The sequence below is a fragment of the Micromonospora sp. NPDC048835 genome (assembly GCF_040649995.1).
Taxonomy (GTDB): Bacteria; Actinomycetota; Actinomycetes; order Mycobacteriales; family Micromonosporaceae; genus Micromonospora.
Genome location: NZ_JBEZGM010000001.1, coordinates 25,582 through 38,851, shown reverse-complemented (window position 1 = coordinate 38,851; position 13,270 = coordinate 25,582). Strand labels below are relative to the sequence as shown.

Annotated in this window: 10 protein-coding genes; 7 read left to right on the top strand and 3 right to left on the bottom strand. The window is 71.3% G+C overall.

From position 1 onward, the window contains the following. The first annotated feature begins 13 nt into the window (after positions 1-13). Positions 14-1,228, top strand: coding sequence for a low temperature requirement protein A (locus AB0C15_RS00150; protein ID WP_357347021.1), 1,215 nt, complete (start codon positions 14-16; stop codon positions 1,226-1,228). Positions 1,229-1,240: 12 nt separating this feature from the next. Here AB0C15_RS00150 and AB0C15_RS00145 read toward each other — a convergent pair whose 3' ends face one another. Further along, complete coding sequence (locus tag AB0C15_RS00145; protein ID WP_357347019.1) at positions 1,241-2,125, bottom strand: RNA polymerase sigma-70 factor; 885 nt, start codon at positions 2,123-2,125, stop codon at positions 1,241-1,243. Positions 2,126-2,313: 188 nt separating this feature from the next. Between AB0C15_RS00145 and AB0C15_RS00140 the strand changes: the two genes are divergently transcribed. The 3 genes from AB0C15_RS00140 to AB0C15_RS00130 all read left to right on the top strand — a co-directional run bounded on the left by AB0C15_RS00140 (position 2,314) and on the right by AB0C15_RS00130 (position 4,132). Further along, the gene (locus AB0C15_RS00140) at positions 2,314-2,697 is read left to right on the top strand and encodes a DoxX family protein (RefSeq protein WP_357347017.1); all 384 of its coding nucleotides are present in this window, start codon (positions 2,314-2,316) and stop codon (positions 2,695-2,697) included. Positions 2,698-2,750: 53 nt separating this feature from the next. Further along, complete coding sequence (locus AB0C15_RS00135; RefSeq protein ID WP_357347015.1) at positions 2,751-3,140, top strand: hypothetical protein; 390 nt, start codon at positions 2,751-2,753, stop codon at positions 3,138-3,140. Positions 3,141-3,268: 128 nt separating this feature from the next. Continuing rightward, on the top strand, positions 3,269-4,132 hold the full coding sequence (locus tag AB0C15_RS00130; protein WP_357347013.1) for a hypothetical protein: 864 nt from the start codon (positions 3,269-3,271) through the stop codon (positions 4,130-4,132). Between the two features lie 172 nt (positions 4,133-4,304). Here the strand turns inward: AB0C15_RS00130 and AB0C15_RS00125 are convergent, their stop codons facing one another. Together AB0C15_RS00125 and AB0C15_RS00120 are read right to left on the bottom strand one after the other, a co-directional pair. Then, positions 4,305-4,772 carry a hypothetical protein gene (locus AB0C15_RS00125; protein WP_357347011.1) on the bottom strand — a complete coding sequence of 156 codons (468 nt, stop codon included), beginning with the start codon at positions 4,770-4,772 and terminating at the stop codon, positions 4,305-4,307. 523 nt (positions 4,773-5,295) lie between these two features. Continuing rightward, on the bottom strand, positions 5,296-8,001 hold the full coding sequence (locus tag AB0C15_RS00120; protein WP_357347009.1) for a glucosidase: 2,706 nt from the start codon (positions 7,999-8,001) through the stop codon (positions 5,296-5,298). A gap of 42 nt (positions 8,002-8,043) precedes the next feature. Here AB0C15_RS00120 and AB0C15_RS00115 point away from each other — a divergent pair, with 42 nt between their 5' ends. The 3 genes from AB0C15_RS00115 (at position 8,044) to AB0C15_RS00105 (ending at position 13,238) form a co-directional block, all read left to right on the top strand. Next, the gene (locus AB0C15_RS00115; RefSeq protein ID WP_357347007.1) at positions 8,044-9,987 is read left to right on the top strand and encodes an amylo-alpha-1,6-glucosidase; all 1,944 of its coding nucleotides are present in this window, start codon (positions 8,044-8,046) and stop codon (positions 9,985-9,987) included. 137 nt (positions 9,988-10,124) lie between these two features. After that, the gene (locus tag AB0C15_RS00110) at positions 10,125-11,450 is read left to right on the top strand and encodes a glycosyltransferase family 4 protein (protein WP_357347006.1); all 1,326 of its coding nucleotides are present in this window, start codon (positions 10,125-10,127) and stop codon (positions 11,448-11,450) included. A gap of 78 nt (positions 11,451-11,528) precedes the next feature. Next, complete coding sequence (locus AB0C15_RS00105; RefSeq protein ID WP_357347004.1) at positions 11,529-13,238, top strand: serine/threonine-protein kinase; 1,710 nt, start codon at positions 11,529-11,531, stop codon at positions 13,236-13,238. Positions 13,239-13,270 lie beyond the last annotated feature (32 nt).

Below are 13,270 nucleotides of genomic sequence, written 5' to 3'. Positions count from 1 at the left end.
ACCAGGCGGGCCGATGAGGAGCACCCCCAGCCGGCTGGTGCGCGGCGACACCACCCGACAGCGGGCCACCTTCCTGGAACTCTTCCTGGACCTGGTCTTCGTCTTCGCCCTCACCCGGATCACCGCGCGGCTGATCGTCGACTTCACCGACGGCCCACGCGGCGTGTACGCGGGCCTCGGACAGGCCCTGCTGCTGTTCCTGGCCCTCTGGGCGGTCTGGTCGGTGACGGTCTGGTCGACAAGTTGGCTGGACCCGGACGCGCCGATCGTCCAGACCGTCATCATCATGACGCTCGGCGGGTCCATGACGATGGCCGTCGCCGTGCCCGACGCCTTCGGCGAACGGGCCGCGCTCTTCGCCATCACGTTGGTGACCCTCCAGATCGGCCGAGTGCTGTACTTCCACATCGCCGGGCACGGCCGACCGGACCCGCGACAGTCCATCCGGATCCTGTTCTGGCTCGGCCTGAGCGCACCACTCTGGGTCGTCGGCGGGCTGCTCGACGACGGCACCGTCCGTGGGGCACTCTGGACCCTCGCCGTGCTGAGCGACTACAGCGGGCTGCTCCTCGGCTGGCCGACCCCCCGACTCGGCGCGAAACGGCTCGGCGTCGAGATGATCGCCGCCGAGCACTTGGCCGAGCGGTACCAACAGTTCCTCCTCATCGCGCTCGGCGAGGCGATCTTCGTGATCGGGCTCGCCTTCAGCGGCAGCGACTTCCACGCCGACCAGACGGCCGGGTTCGTCCTGTCGCTGGCGGCCACAGTCCTCCTCTGGCGGATCTACTTCCACGTGGCGGGAGGGCTGCTGGACACCGCCGTCGACCGCTCCCGCGACGCCGCCCGGCTCGCCACCGACATGGCGTTCGCCCACATGATCATGATCGCGGGGATCGTGCTGACCGGCGTCGGCTTCGAACTGTTCATCACCGAGCCGCTCGGTCACCTCCCGGGGACCTGGCTCATCGCCATCGTCGGCGGCCCGGTGCTCTTCCTCGCCGGCCGAGCGGCGCTCGAGTACCAGGTCTTCGCCCGGGTCTCCCGGTCCCGGCTGGTCGGCCTGCTGACCCTCGGCCTACTGGCCCTCGGCCTGCTGACTCCGGTCGGTTCGCACGTCGAGCCACTCACCGCGGGCGCGGCCACCGCCCTGGTCCTGCTCGGCGTCGCCGCTGCGGACACCCGACGCGCACGCCGGCACCCACCGGACACACCGACGCCGCCGTACTAGGTTGTGCGGTCATCATCGGCGCAGGGCGGTCGCGTGCCGCAGGTGCGACAACTTCTCCGGGTTACGCACGGCGTAGACCCCGCTGACGAGGCCGTCGTCGATCCGCAGCGTGAGGACGGTGTCCACGGCGCCGTCGAGCCGCAGAATCAGCGCCGGACGACCGTTGACCTCGGCGAAGTGCAACGCCATGGTCGCGACCCGCAGGTGGGTGGCACACAACAGTCGGGCCACCTTGTCGGCACCGGCGACCGGCCGCAGCACCGCCTGCCGGATCCCGCCGCCGTCGCCGAGGAGCACCACGTCCGGCGCGAGGACATCGAGCAGACCCTGCACGTCACCGGTCTCCAGAGCCGACCGGAACGCGCTGAGCACCCGCCGACCCTCGTCCGGAGAAACCACCCCACGCGGCCGACGGGCGGCGACGTGCGCCCGCGCCCGGCTGGCGATCTGGCGGACGGCGGCAGGACTCTTGTCGACCGCTTCGGCGATCTCGTCGTACGCCACGTCGAAGACCTCACGGAGGACGAACACCGCCCGCTCGGTCGGCGCGAGCGTCTCCAGCACCAGCAGCATCGCCATCGAAACGCTCTCGGCCAGCTCGACGTCGTCGGCGACGTCGGGTGCGGTCAGCAGCGGCTCCGGCAACCAGGAGCCGACGTAGGACTCCCTGCGCCGGCCGACCGCCCGTAGCCGGTTCAGCGACAACCGGGTGGTGATCCGCACCAGGTAGGCACGCTGGTCCCGCACCGCCGCAAGGTCGGCGTCCGCCCACCGCAGCCAGGTCTCCTGGAGTACGTCCTCCGCGTCGGCGGCCGAGCCGAGCATCTCGTACGCAACGGTGAAGAGCAGGTTCCGGTGGGTGACGAAAGCGTCGACAGCTCCCCCACGACCGTCCACACCCACGATTGTGCTCCCCGCATCCATCGATTCCCTCCAGTCTCGTCGACCTCGACCCCGTCGCCCACCAGACACCGGCCACCCGCCGCCTGTGACACCCGGCATCGGTGGGCCGCGTCACCCGGAGACCTGTCACAGCGCGCGGCCCAGCGGTGTCCCATGAGCGACCTCGACACGAAAGGGACCTCATGAACCTGGCTCTGTGGATCGCGGCCGGCCTGTTGGCGGCAGTCGCGCTGACCGGCGGCATCACCAAGATCTTCGTACCCAAGGAAAAGTTGGCCTCGATCAACGGCGGCGGCTGGACCCGCGACGCCAGCGTGGGCTTCGTCAAGACCCTCGGAATCCTCGAACTCCTGGCCGCTGCCGGTCTCATCCTGCCCGCCGTACTGGGCATCGCGCCGGTGCTGGTGCCAGTGACCGCCATCTGCTGGGTCCTGCTGATGATCGGCGCGGTGATCACCCACCTGCGTCATGACGAGGCGAAGTTCATCGCCCTGAACCTCGTCTACCTCGCGGTGGCCGCGTTCGTGGCCTGGGGCCGCCTCGCACCCGAACCCTTCACCGGCTGACCCGGGTCCGCCGCCGCCCCGGCTGACCGGCACTGCCTCGCTATCCTCGCCGGATGACATCGCGGACCCCGCCGCGCAGACGCAGGAAACACGTGCTCGTGGCCGCCGCCGTCACAGTGGGCGTGCTGTCCTGCCTGTGGGTGCTGTGGTTTCTCACGTTGCGGGTCTTCAGCTCCGAGGGTGCGTTGCCGCCGAAGTCGCGAATACCGGAGATGCCAGCCGGGGCGAGCGTCGTCGACGAAGGCAAGGAGTGCGCCTCCGGTGGGTGCTGGTGGCAGCTCACCCTGGCCCCGGCCGCCGGGCAGACCCCCGAAGAGCTGGCCCGCGAGATGGGCCTCACCGAGGAGCAGAGCCTGCCTCCGACCCTCTTCGACCCCGCGTCCGTCTACGTGGGGGCCGACCCCAGAGAGGGCAAGCTGATCATTCACGTCGGCTACCAGTGAGCGCCCGGGCGGCGCGCTACCGTGACAGCGGGACATAGACAGGTTCCTACCTGCCTATACACTCTTCTCGCCCGCCGCACCCCTGGAGAAGAGACACCGAATTGACGAAACTCTCGAGCGTCGCCACCGTGCTCACACTCTCAGTCGGAATCGCCATCGCCCCGGCAGCCGCTGCCTCCGCCGCTACCAACCGAAGTGGGGCGGTCCGGTTGGACATCCCCAACAGCAGTGCGTGCAAGGCCGGTCGCACGGTCATGCAGGGCATGGTGGCAGGGCCAGGCGGTCAGCTCTACATCGTCTTCACGAAGGCGGCCGGCGCGGAGCCCGTCCTGTCCCGGTGGCTGCGGGACGGCTCGACCTGGGACGGCGCCAGCTGGGTCTGCTCCGGGGAACCCACCTCCATACCGACCCTCGGCCACGGTAACGACCTCGCCTACAACGCCAACTACCTGGGCCAGGGCCCGGCCCTGATTGCCGCCCAGGGGAGCCAGTCCGCATTCCTGAGCGACAAAGTGACGATCATTCGCCTGAACAGCAACGGAACTGTCGGCACCACCAGTGAGGTGCGCCTGCCGATCGGCAACATCAGCGGGTTCTGCTACAGCGCGACGGCGGCCAGCGGTGCGGGCAAATACGCGGCCCGCCGGTTGGGCAGCCTGTGGACCCATCCCGGCGCCGGCGCGCTGACCAGTGGATGGACGCTGGTCAAGAGCAACCTGACAAGCCACGACAATCGTTCCGACCAGGGCATCGACTGCTCGGAGAACTACATCTGGAACACCAAGTCGATCAACACCTCGACGCCCGCGACCGGATGGAACTGGGTGTACCAGTACAACTGGTCCGGGGGCGATGTGGAGAGCGACATCGGAATCCCGAGCAACAACCTGGTCGACGAGATCGAAGATGTCACCCATGTGGGAAGCGAATTCTTCGTCGGCATCAACCGCAACGACGGGCTCTCCGACACGGTGAAGGTGCTCGTCGAATAGCTCGAACTGGCGGGGCTCGCCGGCCCTCCCGTCGCCCGTCGCCCGTCGCCCGTCGCCCGTCGCCCGTCGCATGATCCGCGCAACTTCCCCGATGTTGCTGCCTCCGCGGCCCCTGAGACAGCAACATCCGAGATGTTGCGCGGATCTTGCGGGCGTGAGCTTCGTGAACGGCTCACTGATCAGTAAGCGCCTTGATGCCATGGGTCTTGAGCAGCTCGGGTACGGGGTTCACGGAGCGCCGACGGCCGAGACGCCAGATGCGCCCCACATTTGTGGACGCGTTGGGCCCCGGTACGTCGTAGGGACCGCCTCGGGGGTAGACCGCCAGGCTGCTTCCCCACATCCCCATATCCACCCAGCCCATCCGCTCGATCTCAGCCCAGGCGTACGAGCGCCGCAGACCTGATCGATCACGGACCAGCAGACCCAGGTCGTCGGCGAACACCGCGTTTCGCGAGCGCGTGACGGCGACGATGATCGGGCCAACGCCGAACGCCAGGACGGTCCAGCCGACCAGGTCGAAGAGCACCCAGATAACGATCATCACGACCATGAGCACGCCCGGTATCGCGATGGCGGGCCACAGCCGGGACTGATCGAGGACCTTCAACTCGCCCACCGGCTCCACCGACTCCCCCACGACCGATCACGATAGTGAGGAGTGCGCACATTCGCTGCCCAAGCAACCTGGCTGGGCTGCGGGCCGTGCACACTCGCCGCCCACGCGCCGACGCCCGTGCAAACTGCGAACCTCTCCGAGACCTGCATGATCGTGCTCGATCCAGGATCGAGTGGCCTCCCCGCGCCGGCGACACCACTACATCATGGATCGAGCACGATCATGCCCATCGCCAGCGGGGTTGAGGCCCGGGTGGCCCAGCAAGATCCGTGCAACATCCCTGATGCTGCTGCCTCCGCAGCCCCTGACACAGCAACATCCGCGAAGTTGCGCAGATCTTGCCGGCAGGTGGGTGATCCGGAGCGAGCAGCGGCAGGCGGGCGGACGAGCGGCGCGGACGGCGGCAGACGGGCGGACGAGCGGCGCGGACGAGCGGCGCGGACGGCGGCAGACGGGCGGACGAGCGGCGCGGACGAGCGGTGGGGCACGCGGGCGGTGGCGCAGGCAGGCGGGCGGGGCAGGCCGGCGGCGGCGCTGGTGGGGGTCAGCGGCGCAGGGTGAGGATCAGGTCGGCGACCAGGGCCGTCCAGCCGGTCTGGTGCCAGGCACCCAACCCGGCCCCGTTGTCGCCGTGGAAGTACTCGGGGAAGGCGATCAGGTCGCGCCAGTCCGGGTGGGTCTGGAACATCTGTGCGGCGCCGTAGATCGGCCGTCGACCCCAGTCGTCCTGGGTGAAGAGCGAGATCAGCCGTGCGGAGAGGTCGTCGGCGATCTCGTCGAGGGTGCGCTTCACCCCGGAGCGGGTCGGGTACTCCACCTGGAGGTCGTCGCCGAAAAACGCCGCGTAGTCGCGCAGCGCGCTGATCAGCAGGAAGTTCGTCGGCATCCAGATCGGCCCGCGCCAGTTGGAGTTGCCGCCGAACAGGCCGCTTGTCGACTCGGCCGGCTCGTAGCCGACGGAGAACTCCTGACCGCCGAGGGTGACCGAGAACGGTTTGTCCAGGTGCGCGCGGGACAGCGTACGGAGGCCGAAGTCGGAGAGGAACTCGTCGGGGTCGAGCATCCGGGCGAGGAGGCGGACCACCTGCTCCGGGCCGACCATGGACAGCAGTCGCTGCTGGCGGCCGTCGGGGCCCAGTCGGCGGCTGCCGATCACCTGGGCGTACTCCGGTCGGTTGGTGAGGAACCAGCGCAGCCGTGCGCCCAGCTCCGGTAGGTGGTGCAGGGTCCGGGCGGTGAGCCGGGTGGTGGCGGCCAGCGGCAGCAGCCCGACGACGGAGCGGACCTTCAGCGGCACCTTCGTGCCGTCGGCGAGGCGCAGCACGTCGTAGAAGAAGGCGTCCTCGTCGTCCCACAGGCCCTGCTCGTACGCGGCGGCGGCGATGTAGGCGAAGTGTTCGAAGAACTTGGTGGCGGTGTCCACCCAGGTCCGGTCGTGCTCGGCCAGCACGATCGCGATGTCCAGCAGGTTGAGCGCGTACATGCCCATCCAGCCGGTGCCGTCGGACTGCTCCAGGACGCCGGCGACCGGCAGCGCCGCCGAGCGGTCGAACGGCCCGACGTTGTCCAGCCCGAGGAAGCCGCCCTCGAAGACGTTGTTGCCGCCGGTGTCCTTACGGTTGACCCACCAGGTGAAGTTGAGCAGCAGTTTGTGCATCACCCGGGCCAGGAACTCGTAGTCCCGGCCGCCGTCGATCTCGAACACCTTCAGCGCCGCCCAGGCGTGCACCGGCGGGTTCACGTCACCGAACGCCCACTCGTACGCCGGGATCTGCCCGTTGGGGTGCAGGTACCACTCGCGCAGCAGGAGCAGGATCTGCTCCTTGGCGAAGCCCGGGTCGACCCGGGCGATGCTGACGCAGTGGAAGGCCAGGTCCCAGGCGGCGTACCAGGGGTATTCCCACGGGTCGGGCATGGAGATGACGTCGAAGCTGGTCATGTGCCACCAGGCGCTGTTGCGCCCGTGTCGACGCCCGGCCGGCGGGGTCGAGCCGGGGTCGCCGTCGAGCCAGCGTTTGACGTCGAAGTGGTAGAACTGCTTGCCCCACATCAGCCCGGCGATTGCCGTCCGGGCGACAAGCGCCTCGTCGGGGGTGGCGGCAGGCGGGATCACCCCGGCGAAGAAGCGGTTGGCCTCGGCCCGCCGCGCCCACACCACGGCCTCGAAGCCGTCGCTGAGGTCGGCCGGGGGTGGCGGGGCGGCGGCCGGCGGCGACGCGGTACGGGTCAGCCGCAGCCGGATCTGGCGCTGCCCGCCGGCTGGCACGTCGAGCACGTAGTGCAGCGCGCCCTTGGTGCCCTCCCGGGCCGGGTTGACCGTGGCCGCGCCGTTGACGACGTGGTCGTTGATGCCGTCCTTCGGGTAGGGCGAGCGGCCCGGCAGGCCCCAGAGCCGTTCGGCGTTGGTGTCGTTGTCGCAGAGCAGCGGCACCGGGCCGCCGTCGCCCTCCAGCAGCAGTTGGCCGAGCACCCGGTGCTCGCCGACGAGCCGAGTGCCCTGGCCGGTCAGCCGGGGGATCCGGTCGCCGCCGGGCAGGCCCCAGGACCAGGTGTTACGGAACCACAGGGTGGGCAGGACGTGCAGGGTCGCCGGCTGGTCGCCCCGGTTGGCGACGGTCACCACCATGCAGAGGTCGGTCGGGGACGCCTTGGCGTAGTCGACGGTCACCGCCCAGTACCTGTCGTCGTCGAAGACTCCGGTGTCCACCAGCTCGTACTCGGTGTCGTCGCGGCCGCGCAACGCGTTCACCGCGACGAGTTCGTCGTACGGGAAGGCGGCCTGCGGGTAGTGGTAGCGCCAGCGCATCCAGGAGTGGGTGGGCGTGGAGTCCTCGTACCACCAGTACTCCTTGGCGTCCTCGCCGTGGTTGCCGCTGTCGCCGCCGAGGCCGAACATCCGCTCCTTGAGGATCGGGTCCTTGCCGTTCCAGAGGGCGAGGGCGAACGCGAAGGTCTGTCGTTCGTCGCAGACGCCGGCCATCCCGTCTTCACTCCACCGGTAGGCTCTGGACCGCGCATGGTCATGCGGGAAGTAGTCCCAGGCCGTACCGTGCTCGCTGTAGTCCTCCCGTACCGTCCCCCACGCCCGTTCGGACAGATAGGGACCCCATGCACGCCAGTCCTGCTCCCCCGAGTCGGCCTGGGCGAGCCGGAGCCGCTCAGCGTCGGGTGGCGAGGCGTCGGAGGACGATCGGTCGGTGATCACATGCACATCTTTGACGTCGCCGCGGTACTTGACCACAGCGGCCATTCTCGTCGTGGCGTGTTACACGTTGCCGACGGTGGAGGAAAGTTGATCGACATTCACTTCGGCCCGCAGGTCTGTGGCGACCTGACCAGCGCGGCAAGCCGTGAGTGGCTGGTCCCCGACGGGCTGGGCGGCTATGCGATGGGCACTGTCGGCGGGCTGCGGACGCGTCGCTACCACGGGCTGCTCGTGGTTCCCGGCGAGACGCCGGCCGCCCGCCAGGTGGGACTGGTCAGTCTCGATCCTGCGGTCACCCTGCCGTCCGGCGCACGGGTCCGCCTCGGTGCGCACGAGTGGGCCTCGGGCGACGTGGACCCGCGCGGCTTCGAGCTGTTGGAGCGCTTCGACCTGGTCGACGGGCTGCCCCGGTGGCGGTGGCGGATCGGCGCGGTGGTGATCGAACGGGAGCTGGCGATGTTTCCCGGCCGCTCCTGCGTCGCGGTGGTGCACCGGCTCGTCGCCGGTGGTCCCGTCCGGCTGGAGTTGTCGGCCGCCTGCACCTGGCGCGACGCGCACGGTGAACGGCGGGCCGACGGCCCGGTCCCGCAGGTCGAGGCGGTGGCCGACGGCGCGGTGGTCGAGGGCGCGTACCGGCTCTCCGGCCCGGGTTGGTCGCCCGAGGGGCAGTGGTGGCTTGGCGTACACCATCGGGAGGAGGCCAACCGGGGCCTGAACGCGGACGAGGACCTGTGGTACGCGGGCCGCTTCGCCGGTGAGCTGGAACGTCCCGGCGACACGGTGTCGGTGCGGGCCTGGGCCGGTCGACTCGACGAGGAGCCGCCACCGGCCCCGGAGATCGTGGCGGCGGCGCGTCAGCGCAACCGGCGGGTGGTGGCGGCGGCGAAGCCCGCCGACGACATCGAGGCCACCCTGACGCTTGCCGCCGACGCGTTCGTGGTGCGCACCCGGCAGGCGGCGGTCGACGTGGTGGCCGGCTACCCGTGGTTCGGGGCGTGGTCGCGGGACACGATGATCTCGTACGAGGGGTTGTTCCTCTGCACGGGTCGCGCCGACGAGGGCCGGGAGCTGCTGCGGGCGTACGCGGCGACGCTCTCCGAGGGGATGCTCGCCAACACGGCCGACACCGGTCGGGTGGAGTACAACACCGTCGACGGCACGCTGTGGTTCCTGCACGCGGTGAGCCGGCACGTCACCGTCACCGGCGACACCGACCTCGGCGACGAGTTGCTGCCGGCGCTACGCGCCGTGGTCGACGCCCACACCGCCGGCACCCGGTACGGGATCCGCGTCGACCCGGCCGACGGTCTGCTCACCCAGGGCGCCGCCGGCACCGCGCTGACCTGGATGGACGCCCGGGTGTACGGGGTGCCGGTCACCCCGCGTACCGGCAAGCCGGTCGAGGTCAACGCGTTGTGGATCAACGGGCTGGCCGGGCTCGCCGAGCTGACCGAGTTGGCCGGGCAGAACGCCGACGAGCTGTGGCGCCGACACGGGCAGGCCACCGCCTCGTTCCGGGAGCGGTTCCCGGCGCCGACCGGTTGGCTGCACGACGTGCTCGACGCGCCCGCGCCGGCGTACCCGCTGGGAGGCGCCGCGCTGCACGACGACGACGCGTTGCGCCCCAACCAACTGCTGGCCTGGTCGCTGCCGTACGCGCCGATGCAGCCGGACGAGGTGACGCTGCGGCGGGTCGCGGGCGGGTTGCTCACCCCGCTCGGGCCGCGCAGCCTCGCCCCGGACTCCGCGGAGTTCGTGGGCCGGCACCGGGGCGGCCCGGCCGACCGGGACGGGGGCTACCACCAGGGCACGGTCTGGCCGTGGCTGCTCGGCCCGTACGTGGACGCCGCCCGACGAGGAAAGATGTCCGTCGATGACGTGTTCGTCGGCATTGAGGCACATTTGATGGAATATGGGATAGGCTCAGTAAGCGAAACGGCCGACGGCCTCGCGCCACACAGCGCTACCGGGTGCCCGTTCCAGGCATGGTCGGTGGCCGAGCTGCTGCGGGTGCGACGAAAGAGCCGGTAGCGCTTTACACGACCGCAACGGTGGTGTCGCCGCTGGTTATCGCGATCCCGGCAGGATTGGCCTCGATCCAGACGCGACGGCGACATCGACTCCGGTGTCGGTCGGCGCGCGCCCGGGGACAACTCAAAGGGGGCCGCATGTCACTCGATGCCCACGTGATCGACATCAACCCCGCCCGACAGCTACGGGTGCTGATGCTCTCCTGGGAGTACCCGCCGGTGCTCGTCGGCGGTCTCGGCCGACACGTGCACGCCCTCTCCGTCGCCCTGGCCGCCGCCGGGCACGAGGTCACCGTGGTCACCCGGCACGCCGACGGCGCACCCCTGGAGGAGTACGCCGACGGCGTGCGCATCCTGCGCGCCCCCGAGGACCCGGTCGCCTTCCCGCTCGCCACCAACAGCCTGCTGGCCTGGACGATGGCCTTCAACCACACCCTCACCCGCACCGCGCTGCGTGCCACCCAGGCCGGCGCCTACGACGTCATCCACGCCCACGACTGGCTCGTCGCCCACACCGCCGTCACCCTCGCCGAGCACCTGGACCTGCCCCTGGTCACCACCATCCACGCCACCGAGGCCGGTCGGCACCAGGGTTGGCTGCCGGAGGAGATGAACCGCACCATCCACGGCGTCGAGCACTGGCTCAGCGGCTCCTCCATCCGGGTGATCACCTGCTCGGGCTACATGCGCGACCAGGTGACCGCGCTCTTCGACGTACCGGCCGCCCAGGTCGACGTGGTGCCCAACGGGGTCGACGACCGGGCCTGGCGGGCCCGCCCCCGAGCGGTCGCGTCGGCCCGAGCACGGTTCGCCGCGGACGGCCCCCTCGTCGGGTACGCCGGGCGACTGGTCTACGAGAAGGGCGTCCAGCACCTGGTGCACGCCATCCCCCGGCTGCGCGAACGGCACCCGGGGCTGCGCGTGGTGATCGCCGGCGACGGCCCGTACCGCACCGAGTTGGAGGCCGAGGCCCGGCGACTGGCGCTCAGCTCGACCGTCCGGTTCACCGGGTTCCTCGACTCCACCCAACTGCCGGCCATGCTCGGCGCGACCGACGCGACAGTGGTCCCCAGCCTCTACGAACCGTTCGGCATGGTGGCGCTGGAGGCGGCGGCCGCCGGGGCACCCCTCGCCGTGGCCCGTACCGGCGGCCTCGCCGAGATCGTCGAACCCGGGGTGACCGGGGTGACCTTCCCGCACAGCGACCCGGACGCGCTCGCCGGCGCGGTCGACCAACTCCTCGGCGACGAGGTCTTCGCCCGGCGGTTGGCCCGCCGGGCCCGCACGATGGTCGGCGAGCGGTACGGCTGGGCCACCATCGCGGCCCGCACCGCCGCCAGCTACGCCACCGCCCGCCGCGAACACGGCCCCGTGCAGGCCCGCCGCGCCGCCGCGAAACTGGCCGGCGGACGCACCCGGATCGCCATCCCGGAGGGAAACCTGCTCACCGCCGCGCTGGGCTGAGTCGGCCGACCGATAGGTGACTCCCGATCCGCTGGTTAGGGTGTAGCCCGGACAGCGGCTGAGGAGGAGCGTGCACAGGTGCTGATCGTCGGTCGGTACCGACTGCTCGGCCTGGTGGGTCGCGGGGGCATGGGTCGGGTGTGGCGCGCCCACGACGAGATGCTGCACCGCGAGGTCGCGGTCAAGGAGATCGTTCCGCCGAGTTGGTTGACCGACCACGAACGCGACGAGGTGCGCTCGCGCACCATGCGGGAGGCGCGCGCCGCCGCCCGACTCAACCACCCCGCCGTGGTCCGGCTCTACGACGTCGTCGCGGTCGACGGCAGCCCGTGGATCGTCATGGAGTACGTCCCGTCGCGCACCCTGCAGGACGTCGTGGACGCCGAAGGGCCCCTCGACCCGACCCGCGCGGCCCGGATCGGCCTGGCCGTGCTCGACGCCCTACAGGCCGCGCACACCGCCGGGGTGCTGCACCGCGACATCAAACCGCAGAACGTGCTCGTGGCGTACGACGGCCGGGTGCTGCTCACCGACTTCGGGCTGGCCACCTTCGACGGCGGCGACGGCGCGATGACCCGCCCCGGCATGGTCCTCGGCTCCCCGCAGTACGTGGCCCCGGAGCGGGCCGCCGAGGGGGCGTCCACGGTGGCGGCCGACCTGTGGTCGCTCGGGGCGACCCTGCACGCCGCCGTCGAGGGGCAGTCCCCGTACGCCCGCAGCACCGCGATGGCCACCCTGAGCGCACTCGCCGCCGGACCGCCGGACCCGGCCCCGCACGCCGGGGCGCTCGCGCCGGTGTTGGCGGGGTTGCTGCGCCGCGACCCCCGTGACCGCCTCGACCACGACGCCGCCCGTCGGTTGCTCACGGTGGCCGCGACCGGCCGTGCCGAGCCGCCGTCGCCGGGCGGCCGGCTCCCGACCGCAGGGCCGACGACGGGCCTGGTCGCCCATCCCGCCACCGTCGACGACGAGAACGAGGACGTCACCATCCCGCTCCCCGACCCGTCCTCCGGCCCCACCACGGCCTCCCCCGCGCCCGGCGCGGACCGGGCGGCCCGGGGGCGCGCCGGCCGCCGGATGGCACTGATCGGCGTGGCGCTGCTGGTGGCCGCCGCGACAGGTGTCGGTACCGCGCTGACCTTCTCCGGCGACAAGCCCGACGACGTCGCCAGCTCGCCCTCGCCGCAGCCGTGGAACCGTCCACCCGACGGCGGCCCGGGGGGACCGGGCGGACCGGGCCCCGACCGGCCCGGGCCGCCGCCGGACGGGCGGGACGGCCCCCCACCGCCGTTCGCGTGTGTCCGCCCGCACATCTCCGGCACGCCGGTGCAGGCCGGCGACCCGGCCTCCGGCGAACTGTTCCGACCGCCGCCGGGCTGGATCTGGCACGTCGACACCACCGGCTTCCGGGTCTCCGTGCCGGCGACCTGGTACTACTCCCGCGACGACGGGGTGGCCTGCTTCCAGGACCCGTCGACCGGTCGGGCCTTCAGCGTCACCCCCGGCAACGGCGCCGACCCGCTGGTCCGGCTGCGCGCGGCCCGGGACGCGGCCATCGGGGCCGGGGCCCTGCCGGCGTACGACGAGATCCGGCTCGCCAGCGCCGACGGCGGGGCGGAGTGGGAGTGCCGGTGGCAGGCCCCCCACAGCGGCCCGTGGCTGCACGCCCGGCAGCAGACCGTCGACACCGGCCGCTGGACGCTCGGGTGGATCACCCACGACAAGGACTGGGGCGGGGCCGTCACCGACTGGCAACCGGTGCGAAATAGTTTCCGACCACCCCGCTGACCTGCACCGTATGGCCATGATCCGAACCACCG

Coding starts and splice junctions, on each gene's coding strand:
- AB0C15_RS00150 (WP_357347021.1), top strand. CDS start 14: ATGAGGAGCACCCCCAGCCGGCTGGTGCGCGGCGACACCACCCGACAG.
- AB0C15_RS00140 (WP_357347017.1), top strand. CDS start 2,314: ATGAACCTGGCTCTGTGGATCGCGGCCGGCCTGTTGGCGGCAGTCGCG.
- AB0C15_RS00135 (WP_357347015.1), top strand. CDS start 2,751: ATGACATCGCGGACCCCGCCGCGCAGACGCAGGAAACACGTGCTCGTG.
- AB0C15_RS00120 (WP_357347009.1), bottom strand. CDS start 8,001: ATGGCCGCTGTGGTCAAGTACCGCGGCGACGTCAAAGATGTGCATGTG.
- AB0C15_RS00110 (WP_357347006.1), top strand. CDS start 10,125: ATGTCACTCGATGCCCACGTGATCGACATCAACCCCGCCCGACAGCTA.